This window comes from Ectothiorhodospiraceae bacterium 2226, from assembly GCA_013348725.1.
Classification (GTDB): Bacteria; Pseudomonadota; Gammaproteobacteria.
Map to the genome: position 1 here is coordinate 1 of CP054689.1, position 24119 is coordinate 24119.

At 68.4% G+C, this 24119-nt stretch carries 21 protein-coding genes and 1 tRNA gene; 3 read left to right on the forward strand and 19 right to left on the reverse strand.

The window, feature by feature from the left end:
- Nucleotides 1-552, forward strand: coding sequence for a Smr/MutS family protein (locus HUS23_00005; protein QKT02343.1), 552 nt, complete (start codon nt 1-3; stop codon nt 550-552).
- Between the two features lie 50 nt (nt 553-602).
- Here the strand turns inward: HUS23_00005 and HUS23_00010 are convergent, their stop codons facing one another.
- The 12 genes from HUS23_00010 to HUS23_00065 all read right to left on the reverse strand — a co-directional run bounded on the left by HUS23_00010 (nt 603) and on the right by HUS23_00065 (nt 14647).
- Nucleotides 603-1622, reverse strand: a complete 1020-nt coding sequence (locus HUS23_00010; protein QKT02344.1) for a tRNA pseudouridine(13) synthase TruD — start codon at nt 1620-1622, stop codon at nt 603-605.
- Entirely contained in the window at nt 1615-2091 is a 477-nt protein-coding gene (gene ispF, locus HUS23_00015; protein QKT02345.1) for a 2-C-methyl-D-erythritol 2,4-cyclodiphosphate synthase, read from the reverse strand. The genes HUS23_00010 and ispF overlap by 8 nt, the downstream gene beginning before the upstream one ends.
- Entirely contained in the window at nt 2088-2798 is a 711-nt protein-coding gene (ispD, locus tag HUS23_00020) for a 2-C-methyl-D-erythritol 4-phosphate cytidylyltransferase (GenBank protein ID QKT02346.1), read from the reverse strand. The genes ispF and ispD overlap by 4 nt, the downstream gene beginning before the upstream one ends.
- Entirely contained in the window at nt 2795-3067 is a 273-nt protein-coding gene (gene ftsB / locus HUS23_00025; GenBank protein ID QKT02347.1) for a cell division protein FtsB, read from the reverse strand. Before ftsB ends, ispD begins: the two co-directional genes overlap by 4 nt.
- Before the next feature lie 75 nt (nt 3068-3142).
- A complete protein-coding gene (gene eno, locus HUS23_00030) occupies nt 3143-4423 on the reverse strand; it encodes a phosphopyruvate hydratase (protein QKT04896.1) in 1281 nt (426 codons plus the stop codon).
- Nucleotides 4424-4528: 105 nt separating this feature from the next.
- Nucleotides 4529-5362 carry a 3-deoxy-8-phosphooctulonate synthase gene (kdsA, locus tag HUS23_00035; GenBank protein ID QKT02348.1) on the reverse strand — a complete coding sequence of 278 codons (834 nt, stop codon included), beginning with the start codon at nt 5360-5362 and terminating at the stop codon, nt 4529-4531.
- Nucleotides 5363-5377: 15 nt separating this feature from the next.
- A complete protein-coding gene (locus HUS23_00040; GenBank protein QKT02349.1) occupies nt 5378-7054 on the reverse strand; it encodes a CTP synthase in 1677 nt (558 codons plus the stop codon).
- An 88-nt stretch (nt 7055-7142) separates the two neighbouring features.
- A complete protein-coding gene (gene tilS / locus HUS23_00045) occupies nt 7143-8501 on the reverse strand; it encodes a tRNA lysidine(34) synthetase TilS (GenBank protein ID QKT04897.1) in 1359 nt (452 codons plus the stop codon).
- A gap of 22 nt (nt 8502-8523) precedes the next feature.
- Nucleotides 8524-9483 (reverse strand): acetyl-CoA carboxylase carboxyl transferase subunit alpha, encoded by a 960-nt coding sequence (accA, locus tag HUS23_00050; protein ID QKT02350.1) that lies wholly within the window; start codon nt 9481-9483, stop codon nt 8524-8526.
- A gap of 65 nt (nt 9484-9548) precedes the next feature.
- Nucleotides 9549-13058, reverse strand: coding sequence for a DNA polymerase III subunit alpha (dnaE, locus tag HUS23_00055; protein QKT04898.1), 3510 nt, complete (start codon nt 13056-13058; stop codon nt 9549-9551).
- A 14-nt stretch (nt 13059-13072) separates the two neighbouring features.
- Nucleotides 13073-13747, reverse strand: a complete 675-nt coding sequence (rnhB, locus tag HUS23_00060) for a ribonuclease HII (GenBank protein QKT02351.1) — start codon at nt 13745-13747, stop codon at nt 13073-13075.
- 810 nt (nt 13748-14557) lie between these two features.
- A tRNA-Ser gene (locus HUS23_00065) sits at nt 14558-14647 on the reverse strand.
- A 184-nt stretch (nt 14648-14831) separates the two neighbouring features.
- Here HUS23_00065 and HUS23_00070 point away from each other — a divergent pair.
- On the forward strand, nt 14832-15482 hold the full coding sequence (locus tag HUS23_00070; protein ID QKT04899.1) for a Bax inhibitor-1/YccA family protein: 651 nt from the start codon (nt 14832-14834) through the stop codon (nt 15480-15482).
- 104 nt (nt 15483-15586) lie between these two features.
- Here HUS23_00070 and serS read toward each other — a convergent pair whose 3' ends face one another.
- From serS to ald, 7 genes are all read right to left on the reverse strand, one after another.
- Nucleotides 15587-16855, reverse strand: coding sequence for a serine--tRNA ligase (serS, locus tag HUS23_00075; GenBank protein QKT02352.1), 1269 nt, complete (start codon nt 16853-16855; stop codon nt 15587-15589).
- 46 nt (nt 16856-16901) lie between these two features.
- Nucleotides 16902-17204: a DUF190 domain-containing protein gene (locus HUS23_00080; protein QKT02353.1), complete on the reverse strand. Its 303-nt coding sequence runs from the start codon at nt 17202-17204 to the stop codon at nt 16902-16904.
- Nucleotides 17201-17572 carry a fluoride efflux transporter CrcB gene (crcB, locus tag HUS23_00085; protein ID QKT02354.1) on the reverse strand — a complete coding sequence of 124 codons (372 nt, stop codon included), beginning with the start codon at nt 17570-17572 and terminating at the stop codon, nt 17201-17203. Before crcB ends, HUS23_00080 begins: the two co-directional genes overlap by 4 nt.
- A 12-nt stretch (nt 17573-17584) precedes the next feature.
- Nucleotides 17585-18910 carry a replication-associated recombination protein A gene (locus HUS23_00090; protein QKT02355.1) on the reverse strand — a complete coding sequence of 442 codons (1326 nt, stop codon included), beginning with the start codon at nt 18908-18910 and terminating at the stop codon, nt 17585-17587.
- 8 nt (nt 18911-18918) lie between these two features.
- Nucleotides 18919-19554 carry an outer membrane lipoprotein chaperone LolA gene (lolA, locus tag HUS23_00095; protein ID QKT02356.1) on the reverse strand — a complete coding sequence of 212 codons (636 nt, stop codon included), beginning with the start codon at nt 19552-19554 and terminating at the stop codon, nt 18919-18921.
- A 7-nt stretch (nt 19555-19561) separates the two neighbouring features.
- Nucleotides 19562-21868 (reverse strand): DNA translocase FtsK 4TM domain-containing protein, encoded by a 2307-nt coding sequence (locus tag HUS23_00100; protein QKT02357.1) that lies wholly within the window; start codon nt 21866-21868, stop codon nt 19562-19564.
- 84 nt (nt 21869-21952) lie between these two features.
- Nucleotides 21953-23011 carry an alanine dehydrogenase gene (gene ald / locus HUS23_00105; protein ID QKT02358.1) on the reverse strand — a complete coding sequence of 353 codons (1059 nt, stop codon included), beginning with the start codon at nt 23009-23011 and terminating at the stop codon, nt 21953-21955.
- 82 nt (nt 23012-23093) lie between these two features.
- Between ald and trxB the strand changes: the two genes are divergently transcribed.
- Nucleotides 23094-24116: a thioredoxin-disulfide reductase gene (trxB, locus tag HUS23_00110; protein QKT02359.1), complete on the forward strand. Its 1023-nt coding sequence runs from the start codon at nt 23094-23096 to the stop codon at nt 24114-24116.
- Nucleotides 24117-24119 lie beyond the last annotated feature (3 nt).

Here is a 24119-nt window from a genome sequence, read left to right on the forward strand (position 1 = left end):
ATGACGGACGACGATTCCATCAACGAGGACGAACGCGCGCTGTTTCGTGCCGCGGTGGCGGACGTGATCCCGCTGCGCCACGACCGCGTGCCGCCGCCCGCCACGTCGGTGCCGCCGCGCCCGCGGCAGCTCGAGGCCGACGAGCAGCAGGTGTTGCGCGACCTGCTTTCGGACGAGTACGACCTTGCCGAGGTCGAGACCGGCGAAGAGCTGCTGTTTCAGCGCCCCGGTATCCAGCAGACGGTGATGCGCCGGCTGCGCCGCGGGCACTACGTGGTGCAGGGCGAGCTCGATCTGCACGGCATGACGGTGCCGGTGGCGCGCGCGGAGCTTGCGGCGTTCCTGTTCGATTGCCGGGCGCAAGGCGCGCGCTGCGTGCGCGTCATCCACGGCAAGGGACACGGCTCGCGCGGCAAGCAGCCGGTGCTGAAGGTGAAGGTGAACGGTTGGCTGCGCCAGTGGGACGACGTGCTCGCGTTTGCCTCGGCCCAGCCGGTGGACGGCGGTACCGGCGCGGTGTACGTGCTGTTGCGGCGGCCCAAGTCGGGCTGACGCGCCGCTAGAGCGTTCCGCGCCACATTGGATTGCCTCGCGCGCCTGCCCTAAGCGGCGGAGGTGTCCTCGGCCGCTGGCTGGTCCACCAACTCGACCAACTCCCTGAGCACGCTGGTCGCATAAGCGCCGGCCGGCAGCCAGAAGCTCAGCTGCCACCCCTCCTCCGTGCGCTGCCAGGCCAGGTCCGCCACGGGCAAGGCGAGTGCGCGGCGCTCCTGCTTGAGCCCCACATGCTCCAGCGCCTCGCAGAGCGCCGCGTACGGCGCAAGGGCATCCCGCTCCACCTGCGCGGCGGCCCCGAACACCGGGCTGCGCCCACGCCCCCACAGCGGTCCGCTCGGCCCGCGTCGGTAGCCCTGGCCGCCGTAGAACGGCGCCTCCCCGGCCAGCGCGGTGCGCCAAGTGTCCGCGGCGACGCGCGCGCCCAGCACTTGGTTGAACAGAAACGAGCGTGCCGCCGAGAGATACAGTCCCCGCTGGTGGCGCGGCGGGCGCAACTCCCCCGCCAGCATCAGCGCCGCGCGGCGCAGGTTGTCGCCGCCGCGGCCGAAGCGCTGCGGACCGAAGTAGTTGGGGACGCCCTGCTCACCGAGTACCGGCAGCAGCGTCTCGAGCGCATCCAGATCGCCCGCGAGATCGGTGAGCTGCAGGGTGAAGCGGTTGCCCGCGAGCTCCCCGCGACGCAGCTTGCGCGGATGGCGGCCCACCGCGAGCACTTCGTAGTCCTCGCCTGCCAGCCCGGCGGGGTCGGGATCGCGGCCGGCGAGATCGATGCTGAACCACTGCGTGGTAACCGCGTGGCGGTCCTTGAGCCCGGCGTAGCCGACGTCCAGCGGGGGTACGCCGGCGGCCTGCGCCAGTTGGCGCGCGACCCACTCGGTGTTCGCGCCGCGCTTGCGCACCTGCACCCACAGGTGCTGTCCCTCGCCCAGCGGCGGCTCGAGTGGCTCCTCGTCGACCTGAAAGTGCTCCGGACGCGCGCGCACGCGCCCACGCACGCGCGGCCCGCCGTAGGCGTAGGGATCGGGAGGGAACGGGCCGGCGAGACGCGCCGCGAGCTCAGCCACGTGGCAGGATGAGGGCCACGGCGTGCGTCGCGATACCCTCGCGCCGGCCGATGTAACCCATGCCCTCGGTGGTGGTGGCCTTCACGTTGACTTGGCTCTCGGCGACCTGCAGGTCCGCCGCCAGCAGACGCCGCATGGCGGCGATGTGCGGCGCGAGCTTCGGCACCTGGGCGACCACCGTGAGGTCGATGTTGCCCACCTGCCAGCCGGCCTCGGCCAGGCTCGCCACCACGCGGCGCAGCAATACCCGGCTGTCGACGTCCTTGAACTCGGCACTGGTGTCCGGGAAGTGGCGGCCGATGTCGCCGAGGCCCGCGGCGCCGAGCAGCGCATCGCACAGCGCGTGGATGACCACGTCGCCGTCGGAATGCGCCAGCAGGCCCTCGGTATGCGGCACCTCCACCCCGCCCAGAATCAAGGCGCGCGCCGCACCGAAGCGGTGCGCGTCGTAGCCGTGCCCGATCCTCATGCCTCCTGCTCCTGCTGTTGGCGCAGGAACAGCGCGGCGAGCGCGAGGTCCTGCGGGCGGGTGATCTTGATGTTGTCGGCGTGACCTTCAACCATGAGCGGCTGCAAGCCCAGGCGCTCCATGGCGCCGGCCTCGTCGGTGATCGGCTCGCCCGCGCGCTGCGCGGCCTCCAAGGCCTCGCGCAGCGCACCCAGGCGAAACATCTGCGGGGTAAGGGCGCGCCACAGCCCCTCGCGGCTGACCGTGGCGGTCACGCTGCCGCGCGCATCGCTGCGCTTGACCGTGTCGTTCACCCGCACCCCGAGCAGAGCGCCCACGGCGTGGTCGGCGGCGGCGTCGATCAGGCGGTCGATGTCCTGCGCGCGCAGGCAGGGACGCGCCGCGTCGTGTACCAATACCCACGACGACGCGCTCGCCTGCTCGCCGAGGAGCATCAGGGCGTTGCGCACCGAGTCACTGCGTTCGGCGCCGCCCGCCACCAGCCATACCGGCTTGTCGAATACGCGCTGCAGGGCGGCCCAGTGCCCATCGTCGGCCGCCAGCGCCAGCACCACACCGGCCACGCGCGGGTGCGCGAGCAGCCGCTCCACGGTGTGTTCGATGACCGTCTTGCCGTGCAGGGGAAGGTACTGCTTGGGGATGGATGTGCCCATGCGCGCGCCGCTGCCGGCCGCGGGGACTACTGCCCACAGGGGTGTGTCGTTCACTCGCCTATCACCTGAAAGAAGGTCTCGCCCTCCTTCACCATGCCGAGCTCGCTGCGCGCCCGCTCCTCCAGCGCCTCCAGGCCTTGCTTGAGGTCCAGCACCTCGGCCTCCAGCGCACGGTTGCGCTCCGAGAGCACACGGTTCTCCTCCTGCTGCTCGGCGATCTGCTGCTTGTAGTGCCACACGTCGCGCAGCCCGCCCTGCCCCGCCCACAACGTGTATTGGAGCAGCAGCAGCAAAACCGCGAGCGTTGCGACGATCGGCTTCATGTCCCTAGCCTACCCCAGCCCTGACCGCGGCGTGCGTGGCGGCACGCACAGGCCCGCCACGCACGCCGCGAGCGGTCACGGGCGCGCCAGGTTGTAGAACGCCTGGTTGCCCGGGTAGGTCGCCTTGTCCTTGAGCAACTCCTCGATACGCATCAGACGGTTGTACTTGGCCACGCGGTCGGAGCGCGACAGCGAACCGGTCTTGATCTGGCCGGCGCCGGTGGCCACCGCCAGGTCGGCGATGGTGGTGTCCTCGGTCTCGCCCGAGCGGTGCGAGATCACTGCGGTGTAGCCCGCGGCACGCGCCATCTCGATCGCCGCCAGCGTCTCGCTCAGCGTGCCGATCTGGTTCACCTTGATGAGGATGGAGTTGGCGATGCTGCGGTCGATGCCCTGCTTGAGGATCTCGGTGTTGGTCACGAACAGGTCGTCGCCCACCAGCTGCACGCGCTGGCCGAGGCGCTCGGTGAGCAGCTTCCAGCCGGCCCAGTCGTCCTCGGCCATGCCGTCTTCGATGCTGATGATCGGGTACTTGTCCACCCACGCGGCGAGGTAGTCGACGAACTCGCCCGCCTCCATGCTGCGCCCTTCCGAGCCGAGCACGTAACGGCCGTCCTGGTAGAACTCGGAGCTGGCCGCGTCCAGGCCGATGTAGATGTCCTCGCCCGGGCGATAGCCGGCGCGCTCGATGGCCTGCATGATGACCTCGAGCGCCGCCTCGTTGGACGACAGGTTCGGCGCAAAGCCGCCCTCGTCGCCGACGGCGGTGCTCAAGCCCTGCTCGCTCAGCACCTTCTTCAGGGCATGGAACACCTCGGCCCCGTAACGCACGGCCTCGGTGAGGCTGGGCGCCCCGACCGGCAAGATCATGAATTCCTGCAGATCGACGCTGTTGTCGGCGTGCGCGCCGCCGTTGATGATGTTCATCATCGGCACCGGCATACGGAACGGGCCCTTGCCGCCGAGGTAACGGAACAGCGGCACCTCGGCCTGCTTGGCGGCCGCCTTGGCCACTGCCAGCGACACCGCCAGGATGGCATTGGCGCCCAGGCGCCCTTTGTTCTCGGTGCCGTCCAGCTCGATCATGGTGTTGTCGATATCCGCCTGGGCGGTGGCCTCCTTGCCGATCAGCGCGCGGCGAATGGCGTCGTTGACGTTCTCCACCGCCTTGCGCACACCCTTACCGCCGTAACGCGTGGCATCCCCGTCGCGCAACTCGATCGCCTCGCGCGTGCCGGTGGAGGCGCCCGACGGCACGGCCGCGCGCCCGATGGCGCCCGACTCCAGAATCACGTCGGCCTCGACGGTAGGGAAACCGCGCGAATCGAGGATCTCGCGCGCGCGTACGTCCGTTATTTGTGCGTTTTCCAACGTCCTACTCCAAGCTTGTTTAACGACTGGGCTATCCAAAACAACTGGGCGATTCAAAACAGGCCACCAGAGCGAAAGGTCGGGCGGAGGCTACAGTTCCAGCTCGTCGAAGGGGCGGGCCTTCACCGCCGCGTCCAACTCGCGCAGCACGCCCAACAGGCGTTCCATACGCCCCAGCGGCCAGGCGTTGGGGCCGTCGCTCAGTGCCTCGTCGGGACGCGGATGCGTCTCCATGAACAGGCCGGCGATGCCGGCGGCGACCGCCGCGCGGGCCAACACCGGCACGAACTCGCGCTGGCCGCCGGAACTGGCGCCGCGGCCGCCCGGCTGCTGCACCGAGTGGGTGGCGTCGAATACTACCGGGCAGCCGGTCTCGCGCATCACGGCCAGGCCGCGCATGTCCGAGATCAGCGTATTGTAGCCAAACGACACGCCGCGCTCGCAGACCATGAGCTGCTCGTTGCCGGTGGCGCGGGCCTTGTCCACCACGTTGCTCATGTCCCACGGCGCCAGGAACTGGCCCTTCTTGATGTTCACCGGCTTGCCCTGACGCGCGACGTTCTGGATGAAGTTGGTCTGGCGACACAGAAACGCCGGCGTCTGCAGCACGTCCACCACCGCGGCCACCTCGTCGAGCGGCGTGTCCTCGTGCACGTCGGTCAGCACGGGCACCTTGAGCTGCGCGCGCACGGTCTCCAGGATACGCAGCCCCTCTTCCATGCCGGGACCGCGATAGCTGCTGGTGGAGGTGCGGTTGGCCTTGTCGAAGGAGGACTTGTAGATGAACGGCACGCCGACGCGCGCCGCGATCTCCTTGAGTTCGCCGGCGGTGTCGAGCGCGAGTTGCTCGCTCTCGATCACGCACGGGCCGGCGATCAGGAAGAACGGTCGGTCCAGGCCGACCTCGAAACCGCAAAGCTGCATGGGCGCTCCTAGTCGTTAAGCGGACGGCGCGCGCGAGGCATCCGCGTGCGTCGCGTTCGCGTCATCGCCTGCGTCGCGGCGAGCGCGCGCCGCGCGTACGAAACCCTCGAACAGCGGGTGGCCGTCGCGCGGCGTGGAAGTGAACTCGGGGTGAAACTGGCAGGCGACGTACCACGGGTGGTCGGCGAGTTCCACCACCTCCACCAGCGTGCCGTCGTGCGATTCGCCGACGATCTGGAGACCCGCCTGTTGCAGGCGATCGCGGTAGGCGTTGTTGAACTCGTAGCGGTGGCGATGGCGCTCCACGATCACGTCCTTGCCATACAGCGCGCGGGCACGTGAATCGGACGCGAGGTGACACGGCTGCCCGCCGAGGCGCATGGTGCCGCCCTTGTCGCTCTGTTCGCTGCGCACCTCGCGCTGGCCGTCGGCGCTCATCCATTCGGTGATGAGTGCGATCACCGGGTGCGGGGTATCGCGGTCGAACTCGGTGCTGTGCGCCCCCTCCAGGCCCGCCATGTGACGCGCGAACTCGATCACCGCGACCTGCATGCCAAGGCAGATGCCGAGATATGGGATCCCCTGCTCGCGCGCGTAGCGTGCCGCGGCGATCTTGCCTTCCACGCCGCGCTCGCCGAAGCCGCCCGGCACCAGGATGGCGTCCATCCCGTCCAGGCAGCTCGTTCCGTGGCGCTCGATGGCCTCCGAGTCGACGTACACGATGTTGACGCGGGTGCGCGTGCGCGCGCTGGCGTGCATCAAGGATTCGGACAGCGACTTGTAGGCCTCGGTGAGGTTCACGTACTTGCCGACCATGGCCACCGTGGCCTCGCCCTCGGGGTGCTCCAGGGCGTGCACGAAGGCCTTCCACTCGGAGAGATCCGCCTCCCCCGCGGCGAGGCGCAGCTTGTCGACCACGATCTCATCGAGGCCCTGCTCGTACAGCCCGAGGGGGATGGTGTAAATGCTCTTCACGTCCACCGCGGAGATGACCGCGCGCTCCTCCACGTTGGTGAACAGCGCGATCTTGCGCTTCTCGTCCGCCGGCAGCGGGCGGTCGGAGCGGCACAGCAGGATGTCGGGCTGGATACCGATGGAACGCAGCTCCTTCACCGAGTGCTGCGTCGGCTTGGTCTTGAGCTCGCCGGCGGTGGGGATGTAGGGCAGCAGCGTGAGGTGCATGAACAGCGCGTCGCGGTGGCCGAGCTCCACGCCCATCTGGCGGATGGCCTCCAGAAACGGCAGCGACTCGATGTCGCCCACCGTGCCGCCGATCTCGACCATGGCGACGTCGGCGTCACCTGCGCCGGCACGGATGCAGCGCTTGATCTCGTCGGTGATGTGCGGGATGACCTGCACGGTGCCGCCGAGGTAGTCGCCGCGGCGCTCCTTCTGAATCACGTTCTCGTAGATGCGCCCGGTGGTGAAGTTGTTGCGCCGGGTCATGGTGGTGCGCACGAAGCGCTCGTAGTGCCCGAGGTCCAGGTCGGTCTCGGCGCCGTCCTCGGTGACGAACACCTCGCCGTGCTGGAAGGGACTCATGGTGCCGGGATCGACGTTGATGTAGGGATCGAGCTTGAGCAGCGTGACCTTCAGCCCGCGGGCCTCCAGGATTGCCGCCAGGGAGGCCGATGCGATGCCCTTGCCCAGGGACGAGACGACACCGCCGGTGATAAAGATGTACTTCGTCATGGAGTACCGTTTCGTTGTGCTGCAGGATGCGCTGAGCGCGGGCGCGGCGAGGAAAGCCGAGCTATTTTCGGCTTTTTGCCGGTGGGTTTCAATCGGCAGGCAGAAATGGCCGCAGCGCCGGCGGCGCTTCCCAGCGGATTTCGAGACCCGGTTCGCCATCGGCGACGGCCCAGGGCGCGCAGCGCCAGCGATCGCCCACCTGCGCGAGGCGCTCGTCCACCCACACCAGCGGCAGGCGCTCGCGCACCCACGGCGGCAGCCCCGCCTCCTGCAGCAACTTCTTCACCGGGCGGGTACCGGCGCGGCCCGGTAGCGCGCAGGCCTCGCCGCCGCGCCGGAAGCCGACCGTGACGCCCGCCTCCAGCGCGCCCACGCGCAGCCCGGCGCCGCGCACCGTCTGTACCGTCAGACGCCCGCCGCCGGGCAGCTCCAGCGGCGCACGCAGATCCCAGGCGACCCGCCAGGTGGGCTGATGCGGCGGCAGCGACGGCGTGGCGTACAGGCGGTCACGAAAGCGACGCACCTCCACCTGCCCCCAGTGCACATAGGGCGCGCGATCGGGCGCGGCGCCCAGCACCTCGTTCACCACCCGGGCCAAGTGCACCGGGTCCGGCAGGGCGAGCCCGCGCGTGCGCAGCCAATGACGCAGGGCGTTGTCGCGCCGCGCGGGGGTGAGCGCCTGCAGCGCCGGGATGCGCAGCGCGGCGCCCTCCGCCACCGTGGCCAGATCGATCGCGGCGAGGGCGTCGGCCAGTTCCGCCGCCTGCGCCGCATGGCGCGCCGAACGCGCCAGTGACGCGGCCGCCGCGGGCCAGCGCGCGCCCAGGCGCGGCATGATCTCGTGACGCAGGTAGTTGCGGTCGTAGCGCAGATCGCGGTTGCTGGGGTCGTCGATCCAGGACAGTGCGTGCTCGGCGGCATAGGCCTCGAGTGCCGCCCGCGGCTGGCCGAGCCAAGGGCGCGCGAGCCGACCCGCGCCGAACGGTGCCTCGGCCGGCATGGCCGCCAGTCCGCGCGCGCCGCCGCCGCGCAGCAGCTGCAACAGCACCGTCTCGGCCTGATCCTCCTGATGGTGGGCGAGCAGCACGCACTCCCCGTGACCGACCGCCGCGCGCAAGGCGGCGTAGCGCGCGCGGCGCGCGGCGGCCTCCGGGCTCTCGCCGGGCGCGGCACGGGCATCGACCTCCCGCACGCGGCAGTCGATCCCCCACGCCGCGGCCGTCGCACGACAGCGTTCGGCCCACTGGTCGGCCGCGGCCTGCAGTCCGTGGTGCACATGCAGCGCCGCGACGCGCTCGCCGAGGAGCGCGCGCGCGGCGTGCAGAAGTACGGTGGAATCGAGGCCGCCGCTGTAGGCGACCCAGTAACGGCTGGCGTCGGGGACCGCCCGCAGGCCGGCGAGCAGCCCGGTGGACACGGTAGGCGAGGGATCGGACGGGGGCGGCATCGGCATCGCGCCCTCCGCCCTCTTAACCCTCGGCGACGTTGCCGTAGCTCATCAGGCGCTCGTAACGCTGCGCCATGAGCTGATCGAGACTCAGGTCCTCGAGTTGCGCGAGGTTTGCCAAAAAGGACTCTTTCAGCCGCTGCGCCATGCTGTTGACGTCGCGGTGAGCGCCGCCCAGGGGCTCGTCCACCACCTCGTCGATCAGGCCCAGCTCCATGAGCCGTTCGGAGGTGATGCCCATGACCTCGGCGGCCTCGGAGGCCTTCTCCGCGCTCTTCCACAGAATGGAAGCGCAGCCCTCCGGGGAGATGACCGAATAGGTGCTGTACTGCAGCATCAGCACACGGTCGCCCACGCCGATGGCGAGCGCGCCGCCAGAGCCGCCCTCGCCCACCACGGTGGCGATGATCGGCGTGCGCAGGCCGGCCATGACGAACAGGTTGCGGGCGATTGCCTCGCTCTGGCCGCGCTCCTCGGCGTCCAGGCCGGGGAAGGCGCCCGGGGTGTCGATGAAGGTGAAGATGGGCAGCTTGAAGCGCTCGGCCATCTGCATCAGGCGCAGCGCCTTGCGGTAGCCCTCGGGGCGCGGCATGCCGAAATTGCGCCGCACCTTCTCCTTGGTGTCGCGCCCCTTCTGCTGGCCGATCAGCATCACCGGGCGCCCCTCGAGGCGCGCCACGCCGCCGACGATGGCCGGGTCGTCGCTGAAGCTGCGGTCGCCGTGCAGCTCCTCGAACTCGGTGAAGATCCTCTCGACGTAATCGAGCATATAGGGCCGCTGCGGATGTCGCGCCATTTGCGCGACCTGCCAGGGCGTCAGCGAGGCGAAGATGGACTTGGTCAGCTCGCGGCTCTTCGCCTGCAGGCGCGCGATCTCTTCGCTGATGTTGAGGTCGTTGTCGTCGCTGACGTAGCGCAGCTCACGAATCTTGGCCTCGAGCTCGGCGATGGGCTGTTCAAATTCAAGAAAATTCAGGTTCATTGTCAATCACGATTGTTATAAGCGGGTCATTGTAGCGTCTGGCGCGGGCGCGCGGTACCGGCAGCTCAGCGCCCGCGGGCGCCGTAGTCAACCTGCACGTCGTCCACGCCGGGCAGCTCGCGCAGCCGTGCGAGCAGCGCATCGGCCGGTTGCACCCGCCAGTCGGGACCGAGCGCGAGCAGTGCCTCGGCCGCCTCGTTGCGGTAGCGCAGCACCACCGGACAGGGGCCATCGCGAAACGGTGCCAAGGCCTCGGCGAGCGTGCGCGGCAAGTCGGCGGGCGCCGGCTGGGTCACGTCGCTGCCGGCGGCGCGCGCCGCCGCGGGCGCCGCCGGGCGCACGCACAGTAGCAGACGACGGGCCAGGGCGGCGCGGGCCTGATCGATGTCGTACAGTCGCCGGCCGCGCACGCGGAAGCCGCCGGAGTACTCATCGACGCTGACTTCCCCCTCCACGACCACCAAGCCGTCCTTCACAATTAGGTTGCGGTATTCTTCATAAACTTCGGAATACAAAGCGAGTTCTACCCGACCGCTGCGGTCGTCCAGGGTGATGAACGCCATGCGGTCGCCGCGCCGGTTGTTCATGGTACGCACCGCGATCACCAGCCCCGCCACGGTCAGGCTCTGGTCGCGGGTCGGCTTGAGGTCGGCGATGCGGCAGCTCACGATGCTGGCGAGTTCCGCCTCGTAGCGCTCGATGGGGTGCCCGGTGAGGTACAGCCCCAGGGTCTCCTTCTCGCCCGCGAGGCGCTCCTCGTCCGACCACTCGGGCAGTACGCGATACTGGTGCGCGCGCTCGGGCTTGGCGGCGCCGCCGAACAGGTCGTTCTGCCCCGCCTCCAGATCGCGCAAGTGCTGATCGGCCGCGAGCAGCGCCTCATCCAGGGCGCCGATCAGCGTGGCGCGGTTCGGCCCCTGCGCATCCAGCGCCCCCGCGCGGATCAAGGCCTCGATGGCGCGGCGGTTCAGACGCTTGATGTCCACCCGGCGGCAGAAGTCGAACAGGTCGCGATAAGCATCCTCGGCGCGCCCCTGCACGATGCCCTCGATGGCGCCGGCGCCGACGCCCTTCACCGCGCCGAGGCCATAGCGAATCGCACCCTCGGGGGTGACGGTAAAGCGGTGCATGCAGGTGTTGACGTCCGGCGGCAGCACCTCCAGTGCCATGGTGCTGCACTCGTCGATCAGGGTCACCACCTTGTCGGTGTTGTCCATGTCGGCGGACAGCACCGCGGCCATGAAGGCCGCCGGATAGTGCGCTTTCAGCCAGGCGGTCTGGTAGGACACCAGCGCGTAGGCGGCGGAGTGCGACTTGTTGAAGCCGTAGCCGGCGAACTTCTCCATCAAGTCGAAGATGTAGGTGGCGGTGCCCGCCTCCACGCCGCGCTGCGTCGCGCCCTGCATGAAGATCTCGCGCTGCTTGGCCATCTCCTCGGGCTTCTTCTTGCCCATGGCGCGGCGCAACAGGTCGGCGCCGCCCAACGTGTAGCCGGCCAGCACCTGCGCGATCTGCATCACCTGCTCCTGGTACAGGATGATGCCGTAGGTGGGCTTCAGGATCGGCTCGAGTTCCGGGTGCGGGTACTCGACCTTGGCGCGCCCATGCTTGCGGTTGATGAAGTCGTCCACCATGCCCGACTGCAGCGGACCAGGGCGAAACAGCGCCACCAGCGCGATGATGTCCTCGAAACAGTCAGGCTGCAGGCGCTTGATGAGGTCCTTCATGCCGCGCGATTCGAGCTGGAACACCGCGGTGGTGGCGCAGCGTTTCAAGAGGTCGAAGGCGTCCTTGTCATCCAGCGGGATGCGCTCGATGTCGAGCGGCCCCTCGCCCTTCTCGGCGCGCACGGCGTTCACGGTCTGCAGCGCCCAGTCGATGATGGTCAGGGTGCGCAGACCCAGGAAGTCGAATTTGACCAGGCCGACCGCTTCCACGTCGTCCTTGTCGAACTGGGTGAGCACGCCGGGCGCGCCATGCTCGCAGTACAGCGGCGTGAAGTCGGTAAGCTTCGACGGCGCGATCACCACGCCGCCGGCGTGTTTGCCGGCGTTGCGCGCGAGGCCCTCGAGCTGACGCGCCATGTCGATCAGCGCGCGCACCTCCTCGTCCTGCTCGTAGCGCTCGCGCAGCGCCTCCTCCTGCTCCAGGGCCTTGTCCAGCGTCATACCGATCTCGAACGGAATGAGCTTGGCGATCTGGTCCACGAAACCGTAGGGATGGCCGAGCACGCGGCCCACGTCGCGCACCACGGCCTTGGCGGCCATCGAACCGTAGGTGATGATCTGCGACACCTTGTCGCGCCCGTAGCGCTCGGCCACGTACTCGATCACCCGGTCGCGCCCTTCCATGCAGAAGTCGACGTCGAAGTCGGGCATGGACACGCGCTCGGGGTTCAGGAAGCGCTCGAACAGCAGCTCGTACTGCAGCGGGTCGAGGTCGGTGATGGTAAGCGCGTAGGCCACCAGCGAGCCCGCGCCGGAGCCGCGCCCCGGCCCCACCGGCACGCCGTTGCGCTTGGCCCACTGGATGAAGTCCGCCACGATCAGGAAGTAGCCGGGGAAACCCATCTTGAGGATGACCCCGAGTTCGATCTCCAGGCGCGCCTCGTAGGCCTGGCGTGCCTCGGCCGCATCCGGGCGCCCGTCCAGGATCACCGCTAATCGCTTCTCGAGCCCCGCGCGCGCCTCCTGACAGAAGAACTCGTCCATGGTCATCCCCGCCGGCACAGGGAAGTCCGGCAGGAAGTTCTTGCCCAGCGTCAGTTCGAGGTTGCAGCGCGCGGCGATGTGGACCGTGTTCTCCAGCGCCTCGGGGATGTCGGCGAACAGGGCCTGCATCTCCTCGGGGGAGCGCAGGTACTGCTGCGGGCTGTGGCGCTTGGGGCGGCGCGGATCATCCAGCGTGCGGCTGTCGTGGATGCACACCCGCGTCTCGTGCGCCTCGAACTCCTCCTCGCGCAGGAAGTGCACGTCGTTGGTGGCGACCACCGGCAGCCCATGCTCGGCGGCCAGCGCGACGGCGCCGTGGAGGTAGATCTCCTCGCCCTCGCGCCCCGTGCGTTGCAACTCGAGGTAGAAGTCGCCGAGGTTCGGAAACAGCGCCTGCCACTCGCGCAACAGTTCGACCGCGCGCTCGCGATTGCCGGCGCGCAAGGCCAGCCCGATGTCGCCCTCGCGCCCGCCGGAGAGCGCGATGAGCCCGTCGGTGGCACCCGCGAACCACGCCTTCTCCACCATGGGCAGACCGCGATGCTGGCCCTCGGTGTAGCTGCGCGACACCAACTCGGTCAGGTTGCGATAACCCGTGCCGTCCTTACAGAGCAACACCACGCGGCTCGGCTGCGCCGGCTTGTCCGGGTTGTGCACCCATAGATCCACGCCGATGATCGGCTTCACGCCGGCCGCCATTGCCGCCCGATAGAACTTCACCATGGCGAACAGATTGCTCTGGTCGGTCACCGCCACCGCCGGCATGCCCGCCGCCGCCACGGCCTTGGCCAGCGGTTTGATCCGCACCAGGCCGTCCACCAAGGAATACTCGGTGTGCAGGTGCAGATGAACGAAACCGGGCACGGAACGGGGTTCGCTCACGGGACCGCCCCTTCTTCAGACGCCATGGCCACCGGCGCGGTGGCACCGACCACGTCCAAACCGAGGGCCGCGCGCACCGGCGCGAAGGAGCGCCGGTGGATGGCGCAGGGGCCCAGCGCCCGCAGCGCCTCGAGGTGCATGGCAGTGGCATAGCCCTTGTGCTGGGCAAAACCGTAGCCTGGATAAGCCGCATCCAGCGCGGCCATTTCGGCATCGCGCGCGACTTTGGCGAGGATGGAGGCGGCGCTGATGCAGGGCACGCGCAGATCGCCCTGCACCACCGCCTCGGAGGGACACGGCAGGTGCTCGGGGCAGCGGTTACCGTCCACCACGGCGTACTCGGGCACCGTCGCGAGCGCCTCCACTGCGCGGCGCATGGCCAGCAGGGACGCATGGAAGATGTTCAGGTGGTCGATCTCCTCCACCTCGGCGCGCCCCAGCGCGCAGGCCAGCGCGCGCGCGCGGATCTTCACCGCCAGCGCCTCACGCTGCTCGGCGCTCAGTAACTTGGAGTCGGTCAACCCGCGGATGCGCGGGCGATCGGGCAGGATGACGGCGGCGGCGACCACCGGGCCCGCGAGCGGGCCGCGCCCGACCTCGTCCACGCCCGCGAGCAAGGTGACGCCGGAGGCGAAATCGAGTTGAAACTGCTGCGTTCTTCTTCGTGCCATCCGCGTCTCGATGCCTTCGGGTCGCTGCCACGCGGGGCGCGCGCCGTGCGCTTCTGTATGAACCTAGGTCTGAATCCATCCATCCGGGATGGCTCAGACCACGCTGCGCGAAAAGCGTGGTTTTCGCTTCGCTTCGTGATCAACGGCTTGGCAGCCGCCGATCACGGCGGCGCTGTTATAGGGTCTGAATCCATCCATCCTGGATGGCTCAGACCACGCTCAGCGAAAAGCGTGGTTTTCGCTTCGCTTCGTGCTCAACGGCTTGCAGCCGTCGATCACGGCGGCACATCCCTGTGCCGCGGGTAGGTCTGAATCCATCCATCCTGGATGGCTCAGACCACGCTGCGCGAAAAGCGTGGTTTTCGCTTCGCTTCGTGCTCAACGGCTTGCAGCCGCCGATCACGGCGGCACATCCCTGTGCCGCGGGTAGGTCTGAATCCATCCATCCTGGATGGCTCAGACCACGCTGCGCGAAAAGCGTGGTTTTCGCTTCGCTTCGTGCTCAACGGCTTGCAGCCGTCGATCGCGGCGGCACATCCCTGTGCCGCGGGTAGGTCTGAATCCATCCATCCTGGATGGCTCAGACCACGGTGCGCGAAAAGCGTGGTTTTCGCTTCGCTTCGTGATCAACGGCTTGCAGCCGTCGATCACGGCGGCGCTGTTATAGGGTCTGAATCCATCCATCCTGGATGGCTCAGACCACGCTCAGCGAAAAGCGTGGTTTTCGCTTCGCTTCGTGATCAACGGCTTGCAGCCGTCGATCACGGCGGCACATCCCTGTGCCGCCTGTGCCGCGCCTCCGCGGTGCAGTGGCGGAGGGTCAGGGATTCGAACCCTGGAGGGGCTTTCGCCCCTGCTGGTTTTCAAGACCAGTGCCTTCAACCGCTCGGCCAACCCTCCCGAGTGAGGCCGTAGAATACCCCAGGGGCGTCGGAAAAAGCAGTGCGCGAGGCCACCGTCTTGATATTCAACGGCCTTAGGGTATGCTAGGGAACCAAGCGCGCTGCGCCCGGTCAAAGTCCGCGTAAAGAACAACTTACAGCCAACGTACGAGGTAGGCTCAACGATGAATCCGAATCCGCAGATGGTTGCCCGCGGCGGTGTGCTCGGCACCGAAGCGACCAACAAACTGATCCGCAACACCTACACGCTCCTGTCCATGACCTTGCTGTTCGCGGCATTCATGGCCGGCGTCTCCATGGCGTTGGGGCTCCCGCATCCGGGCTTGGTCATCACTCTGGTGGGCTTCTTCGGTCTGCTGTTCCTGACCACCAAGTTCCGCGACAGCGGCTTGGGTCTGCTGTTCGTGTTCGCCTTGACGGGCTTCATGGGCTACACCCTCGGCCCGATCATCAGCGCATACCTCGCGCTGCCGAACGGCGATCAGATCGTGATGCTGGCCATGGGCGGCACCGCCGCGATCTTCCTGGGGCTGTCGGGCTACGCGCTCAGCACGCGCAAGGACTTCAGCTTCATGGGCGGCTTCCTGATGGTGGGCATCCTGGTCGCCTTCCTGGCCGGTCTGGCGGCATACTTCTTCCAGATGCCCGGCCTGTCGCTGGCTGTCTCCGCCATGTTCGTGCTGCTGATGTCCGGTCTGATCCTATGGCAGACCAGCCAGATCGTGAACGGCGGCGAGACCAACTACATCATGGCCACGATTACGCTGTTCGTGTCCATCTACAACCTCTTCACCAGCCTGCTGCACTTGCTCGGCGCGTTCAACAACGACTAAGCGCCGCATCTGCCTCCGGGCAGGCTCGGGAAAAAAAGAAAATCCCCCGCTTCGGCGGGGGATTTTCGTTTCGACGGTGCGCCTTGCGTGGTCCGGCGCGCCGCTTAGCCGAGGTAGTCCAGTCCGTCGACGTAAGGGCGCAGCGCCTCGGGAATGCGAATGCGCCCATCGCCCTGCTGGCCGTTCTCCATCAGCGCGACCAAGGTACGCCCGACCGCCAGCCCCGAGCCGTTCAGGGTATGCAGCAGTTCGGGCTTGCGGGTCTCGGGGTTACGCCAACGGGCCTGCATGCGCCGCGCCTGAAAGTCCTCGAAGTTGCTGCACGAGGAGATCTCCCGGTAGGCCTGCTGGCCCGGCAGCCACACCTCGATGTCGTAGGTCTTGGCGGCGGCGAAACCCATGTCACCGGTGCAGAGGGCGACCACCCGATACGGTAGCTCCAGGCGCTGCAGCACCGCCTCGGCGTGGCCGGTCAGCGCCTCCAGCGCCGCGTAGGACTCCTCCGGGCGCACCATCTGCACCAGCTCCACCTTCTCGAACTGGTGCTGACGGATCATGCCGCGGGTGTCCTTGCCATGGCTGCCCGCCTCGCTGCGAAAGCAGGGCGTGTGCGCCACATAGCGGCGCGGCAGCGTGTCGGCCTCGAGGATCGTGTCGCGCGCGGTGTTGGTGACCGGCACCTCGGCGGTGGGGATCAGGTAATAGCCGCCGCCGGTGGCGAACAGGTCCTCCTCGAACTTGGGCAACTGACCGGTACCGACCAGGCTCGCGCTGTTGACCAGATACGGCACGTACAGCTCGGTATAGCCGTGTTCGCGCGTGTGCAGGTCGAGCATGAACTGGATCAGCGCCCGATGCAGGCGCGCGAGCCCGCCCGACATCACACTGAAGCGCGCCCCGGCGATCTTGCTGGCGGTGGCGAAATCGAGCTGGCCGAGCGCCTCGCCCAGCGCGACGTGATCGCGCACCTCGAAGTCGTACTCCGCCGGCGTGCCCCAGCGGCGCACCTCGACATTGTGCGTCTCGTCCGCGCCATCGGGCACCGACTCATGCGGCACGTTGGGCAGCTCGAGCAACAGCCCGTCGAGTTCACCTTGCACGGCGTGAAATTCGCCCTCGGCCGCCTTCAGACGCTCACCAAGATCGGCCACTTCGGCCAACAGCGGCGCGACGTCCTCCCCTTTGGCCTTGGCCTGCCCGATCGCCTTGGAGCGCGTATTACGCGTGTTCTGCAGCTCCTGCATACGCACTTGCAGGTCCTTACGCTGCACTTCCAAGGCATTCAGCCGCTCGCGGTCGAGGTGCACGCCCCGGCGCGCAAGGGCGGCGGCGACGGCATCGAGGTCGTTGCGTATCAGGCGTGGGTCGAGCATGGTCTCCCTTCAGTTCGCGGTTCAGATGTGGGCGCGCGAGCGCCTGTCAAAGGTTGGTGGACGCGTCCCAGACCACAAGATGGCCGGGCGGGACGCGATCGGCAACCGCCGCCAGCGCGGCGTCGACCTTCTCGGGAGCGTCGAAGAACTCCACCACCACCGGCAGGTCCAGCGACAGGTCGAGCAGCCGGGCCGACAGCACGCCATGCTCACCGAAGCCGGCGATGCCGCGCAGCACGGTCACGCCGCGCAGGCCCGCCTCGCGCAGCGACGCAGTCAGGGCGTCGACCTGCCCCTCCCTCTCCGACAGATAGAGCCTTGCGACGCGCACCGCTTGCCGTCCGTTCACAGCCGCCTCCCCAACGCGAGCCCGAGCCAGGTAGCCAACAAGCACAGGACGAGGCTCAGCATGATATTGGCCAAGGCCTTACCGTACTCGCGGCCGTCCACGAGGGCCAGCGTCTCGAGGGAAAAGGTCGAAAAGGTGGTGAAACCGCCGAGCACCCCGATCAACAACGCGGCGCGCCATTCGGGGGCGACCGCGTAGCGCTCGGTCAGCAGCACGTACAACAGACCGATGGCGAGACAACCCGACACATTGACGGCCAGGGTGCCGTAGGGGAAGCCGCGGCCGAGCCACTGGTGCACTTGTAGCGCCAAGCCGTAGCGCAACACCGAGCCGAGCGCGCCGCCCAGGGCAATCGCCACCAGCGTCATGCGCCCGGCCCTTCAGTCGGGCTTGCGCGCCTTATGGGTCGCCCGCCACTGCCGGTCGAGCGCGCGCAAATGGCGCAGCTTCTCGGCGATGCGCTGCTCGAGACCCCGATCGACAGGCTGGTAATAGCTCCGCTCCCCCAGCTCCGGCGGGAAATAGGTCTCGCCGGCCGCATAGCCCTCGGGTTCGTCGTGCGCGTAGCGATAGCCACTGCCGTGCCCGAGGTTCTTCATTAGCTTGGTGGGCGCGTTACGCAGATGCATGGGCACGTCCAGCGAGCCGCCGGAGCGCGCATCGGCCCGCGCCGCGCCGAAGGCATTGTACACAGCGTTACTTTTGGCTGCACAAGCGAGGTAGACCACCGCCTGCGCGATGGCGAGTTCGCCTTCGGGGCTGCCGAGCCGCTCCTGCACGTCCCAGGCCTGTAGCGCGAGTTGCAGCGCGCGCGGATCGGCATTGCCGATGTCCTCGCTGGCCATGCGCACCACGCGGCGGGCGATGTACAGCGCGTCGCAGCCGCCGTCGAGCATGCGCGCCAGCCAGTACAGGGCGGCATCCGGCGCGGAGCCGCGCACCGCCTTGTGCAGTGCGGAGATCTGGTCGTAGAAAAGGTCGCCCCCTTTGTCGAAGCGGCGCAGGGTATCGGTGAGCACGGCATCGACCACCGTCTCGTCGATGCGGCGGCCAGGCTCGGCGCTGGCGAGGTCGGCGGCCAGCTCGAGCAGGTTGAGCGCGCGCCGGGCGTCGCCGTCGGCGGCGCGTGCCAAGCGCGCCCGCTGCTCCGCCTCGCAATTGACATCCAGGGCGCCGAGACCGCGCTCGGGGTCCGCCAACGCCCGCTCGAGCAGGGCCTCCAGGTCGCCCTCATCCAGGCGCTTCAGCACATAGACGCGGGCGCGCGAGAGCAACGCGCTGTTGAGCTCGAAGGACGGATTCTCGGTGGTGGCGCCGATGAAGGTCACGGTGCCGTTCTCCACGAACGGCAGGAAAGCGTCTTGCTGGGCCTTGTTGAAGCGGTGCACCTCGTCCACGAACAACACGGTGGCGCGTCCTTCCAGGTTGCGCAGGCGCTCGGCGGACTCCACCGCGGCGCGGATGTCCTTCACCCCGGCCAGCACCGCCGAGAGACTCAGGAAATCCGCCTCCACCCGCTGCGCGACCAAGCGCGCGAGCGTGGTCTTACCGGTGCCGGGCGGGCCCCACAACACGAAGGAATGCAGGTGCCCCGATTCGAGCGCCTCGCGCAGGGGCCGACCGGGGGCGAGCACGTGCGGCTGGCCGACGTACTCGGCGAGGTCCGCCGGCCGCATGCGGTCCGCGAGCGGGCGGTAGGCATCCATGGAAGGCCTTAGCTGCCCGGGTCGCCGACCACGTCGACGCCGGGCGGCGGCTCGAACTGGAACAAGGCGCGGTCCAGGCGCGGGTTGCGCTGCAACTGGGAGAACTCGAGGCGGGTGGTCTGGCCGAAGTTGTCCTTCAACTCCATGATGTGCAGCGTGTCGCCGCGAAAGCCCAGGCGCACGAACTCGAATCCGCCCTCCCCGCGGCGCGGGCGCAACTCAACCCACTCGCTGCCGTCACGGGCGCCGATCGCGTGCACCGAAAAGGTGTCGCGCACCGCTTCGGGTTGGGCGAGCAGCAGGGCCGGCGTGTCATCCAGGCCGGACTCCTGTTCGCGCACGGTGACCTGTTCCAGGTCCTGGTCGTAGGCCCACAGGCGCTGGCCGTCACCCACGTACTGCTGCTCGTGGGGGCGGTGGTAATCGAGGCGGAAAAGCCCGGGCTGCTGTACCGCCATGGTGCCCCAGCTTTGATCGAGCACCCGCCCCTGCGGGCCGAGCACGGTCTGTTTGAACTCGGCGTGCACGCTCTGCAGGCCGTCGAAGAAGGCATCCAGGCGCGCCTCGCCGGCGGCCACCGGCAGGCTCGCGAGCAGGCCCAACAAACCCGCCCAGAGCGCGGTGCCCAGCGGAAATCTCTTCATACACACCTCAGTCGATGGGGGGTGGCGGCGGTGCCAGCACCTCGCGGCTGCCGTTGGACTGCAACGGACCCACGACGCCCTGTTGCTCCATGACCTCGACCATGCGCGCCGCGCGGTTGTAGCCGATCTTCAAGCGGCGCTGCACGGCCGAGATGGAGGCCCGGCGGGTCTCGGTGACCATCCGCACCGCCTGATCGTATAGCGGATCGGCCTCTTCATCAGACGCCATATCGCCCGGGAAGTTGCCGCCACCGTCGCTCTCGCCGCCCTGCAGGATCTCGTCCAGGTAATCCGGTTCGCCGTGCTCCTTGAGGTGATCGGCGACGCGGTGCACCTCCTGGTCCGCGACGAACGCGCCGTGCACGCGCTGCGGCAGGCCTGTGCCCGCCGGCAGGTAGAGCATGTCGCCGTGGCCGAGCAGGTGCTCCGCCCCGTTCTGGTCGAGGATGGTGCGCGAGTCCACCCGCGAGGACACCTGGAACGAGATGCGGGTCGGAATGTTCGCCTTGATCAGGCCGGTGATGACGTCCACCGACGGCCGCTGCGTGGCGAGGATGAGGTGCACGCCGGCCGCGCGCGCCTTCTGCGCGAGGCGCGCAATCAGCTCCTCGACCTTCTTGCCGACGATCATCATCATGTCGGCGAACTCGTCGATCACCACCACGATGTACGGCAGCGGCTCCAGCGTCTCCGGTTCCTCGTCCTCGCCGGGCGGCGGCGCGAACGGGTTCACCAGCGGCTTGCCGGCGTCCTGCGCGTCCTTCACCTTGCGGTTGAAGCCCGCGAGGTTGCGCACTCCCACCGAGGACATCAGCCGGTAGCGGCGCTCCATCTCCGCCACGCACCAGCGCAGCGCGTTGGCGGCCTCCTTCATGTCGGTGACCACCGGCGCGAGCAGGTGCGGGATGCCCTGGTAGACCGACAGTTCCAGCATCTTGGGGTCGATCATGATCAGGCGCACCTGCTGGGGCGTGGCGTTGAACAGCAGGCTGAGGATCATCGCGTTGATGCCGACCGACTTACCGGAACCGGTGGTACCGGCCACCAGCAGATGCGGCATCTTGCCGAGGTCCGCCACCACCGGTCGCCCGGCGATGTCCTTGCCGAGCGCCAGGGTGAGCGCCGAGGAGGCGTCGGCGTACTCGCGCGACTGCAGCGTCTCGACCAGCGACACCGTCTCGCGGTGCTCGTTGGGGATCTCCAGGCCCACGGTGGACTTGCCCGGGATGACCTCGACGATGCGCACGCTGACCACCGACAGGGCGCGCGCGAGGTCCTTGGCGAGGTTACTGATCTGGCTGACCTTCACCCCCGGCGCGGGCTGCATTTCGAAGCGCGTGATGACCGGCCCCGGATGCGCCGCCACCACCTCCACTTCGATGTTGAAGTCCTTGAGCTTGATCTCGACTTGGCGCGAGATCGCCTCCAGCGCCTCCTTGGACAGCGCGTGGGTGGCCGGCTGCGGCGGATCCAGCAGCGACAAGGGCGGCAGTGCGCTGTCGGCCGGCAGCTTGAACAGCGGCACCTGACGCTCACGCGCGGCGCGCGCACTGATCGGCGTCGCCTTGATCACCGGTTCGATACGCAGCGGCTGGCGCTTCTCGCGCTTCTTTTTCTCTTCCTCGACATGCGTCTCGCGGGTCTGACGCGCTTGGCGCGCGAGGCGACGCTCGCGCATGCCCGCGCGCAGCGCCTGCAGGCCGCGCCAGAAGGCGATCGCCGCGGCGCCGGTGCGATCCATCACCCCGAACCAGGAGATGCCGGTGGCCAGGGTCACGCCGGTCAGGAACAAGGCCAGCAGGAACAGGGTCGCGCCCAACAGGTCGACCGTGTTCACCAGGCCCGCGCCGATCACGCTCCCGAGGATGCCGCCGGCCCCTTGCGGCAGCGCCAAATGCCCCTCCGCGACGTGCAATGCCGCGAGGCCGCTGCCGGCGCCCAGGGTCAGCGCGAAGCCGAGCAGGCGAAAGCCGGTGCCGGCGCCCTCGTGCTCGTCACCGGCGTCGCGTTTGCGCCCGGCAAACAGCACCCAGCCGACGTAGCCCACGATGACCGGGAACACGAAGGCCATATAGCCGAACAGGTGCAGAAAGACGTCCGCGAACCAGGCGCCCACCGGTCCGCCGAGGTTGGCCACCCGCTCCGCGTTGGTGCTGTAGGACCAGCCGGGGTCCTCGGGGTGATAGGTGCCGAGCGCCAGGATGAGGTACAGGGCGGTAAAGCCGAAGACGAACAGGGCGCCCTCGCGCAGACCGCGGCGGATGTGCGCCGCCAGCGGCACGGGGGGATTCTTCTTGCGACTTGCCTGCGACATGGGAGCCCTATGCTTGACCGTCTTGGACAGTCCTTTTGTTTCAGATTCTTAGAATAGAAAGCTCAGACCATTCTATAGAGGTTCTCAGGCGTCGAGCAAGGCCGGGTGCACCACTTTGTGATCCGCCACGTTGATGCCTGCCCGCAGCGCGAAATTGTCGCGCCATTCCCCCTGCGCCAACGCCGCGACATAGGGGATCAGTGCGGCCGACAACGCCTGCGAGGCGCTGCGCGGCACCGCCCCCGGCATATTGGTCACCGCGAAGTGCACCACGTCCTCCCACACATAGGTCGGCGCCCGATAGTCGGTGGGGCGCGTGGTCTCCACGCACCCGCCCTGATCCACCGAGATATCCACGATCACGCTGCCGGGCTGCATGCGCCGTACCGTCTCGGCGTCCAGCACGTGCGGCGCGCGCGCCCCGACAATGAGCACCGCGCCGATCACCAGGTCGGCGCCCAGCACGGCCTTGCGCACGGACTCCTCGTAAGGATAGAGCGCGGTGACGTTCGGCCCGAACGCCCGCATCGCCTCCAGGCGGTCGCGGTTCAGGTCGAACACCACCACCTCGGCGCCGAGACCGGCCGCCACGCGCACCGCGCTGCCACCGGCCACGCCGGCCCCGATCACCACCACCCGTCCGCGTTCGGCCGCCGGCAGCCCGCCGAGCAATACACCGCGGCCGCCCTGCGGCGCGTGTAACAGATGCGCGCCGACCTGGGCGCCGAGCCGCCCCGCGATGTCGCTCATGGGCGCCAGCAGCGGCAGGCGCGCGCCTTCCGCCACGGTCTCGAAGGCGACCGCGGTGAGGCCGATCCGGCACAAGGCCTCGGTGAGCGCCGGGTCGGCGGCCAGATGGAGATAGGAGAACAACAGATGGTCGGCGCGCAGCAGCGCCAGCTCCTCGACCTGGGGCTCCTTCACCTTGACGATCAACTCCCCCGCCCCGTAGACGGCGGCGGCATCGTCGAGGACATGCACGCCCAGGGCGCTGTAATCCGCGTCCCTGTAGCCGCTTTGCAGCCCCGCGCCGGCCTGGACATAGACCTCGTGGCCGCGCTTGACCAACTCACCGGCCGCCGCCGGAATCAGCGCGACGCGCCCCTCCATGATCTTCAGCTCGGTGGGGATACCAATGCGCATCGAAACTCCTCTGGGCGTCAATCGTGTGGCCAGAAATGATAACATCCCGGGTAAACCCCAGACCGAACTGGAGCGCCTGTAGATGAGTGAAGCGAAGCACTGCCGCCTGTTGATCCTGGGCTCGGGCCCCGCCGGCTACACCGCCGCCGTGTATGCGGCGCGCGCGAACCTGAACCCGGTGCTGGTGACCGGCCTGGAACAGGGCGGGCAGCTGATGACCACCACCGAGGTGGACAACTGGCCGGGCGACGTCGAGGGCCTGCAAGGCCCCGATCTGATGGACCGCATGCGTCGCCACGCCGAGCGCTTCAACACCGAGATCGTGTTCGACCACATCAACAAGGCCGAACTGACCGAGCGGCCCTTCCGCCTCACCGGCGACGCCGGCGTCTACACCTGCGATGCACTCATCGTCGCCACCGGCGCCTCGGCCATGTACCTCGGCCTCCCCTCCGAGGAGAAGTTCAAGGGGCGCGGCGTCTCGGGCTGCGCCACCTGCGACGGGTTTTTCTATAAGGGTCAGCGCGTGGCGGTGATCGGCGGCGGTAACACCGCGGTCGAGGAGGCGCTGTATCTGTCCAACATCGCCGCGCACGTCACCGTGGTGCACCGCCGGGACCACTTCCGCTCCGAGAAGATCCTCAGCAACCAGTTGATGGAGAAAGCCGCGAGCGGCAATGTGTCCATCGAATGGAATCACACCCTGGACGAGGTGCTGGGTGACGACAGCGGGGTCACCGGCATGCGCCTCAAGAGCGCCGTCGACGGGGCCACCAAGGAACTCGAGGTGACCGGCATCTTCATCGCCATCGGCCACCGCCCCAACACCGAGCTGTTCACGGGGCAGCTCGACATGGACAACGGGTATATCCGCATCAAGAGCGGCACCAGCGGCGGCGCGACCTCCACCAGCATTCCCGGCGTGTTCGCCGCCGGCGACGTGGCCGACCACGTGTACCGCCAGGCGATCACTTCGGCGGGCTCGGGCTGCATGGCCGCGCTGGACGCCGAGCGCTATCTGGAACACTTGGGCAAGGAGCAGCCCATTGGTGAGGGCAAAGCCGCAGCCAAAGCGGAAACCAACGCCAAATCCGACGTCGAATAGCCC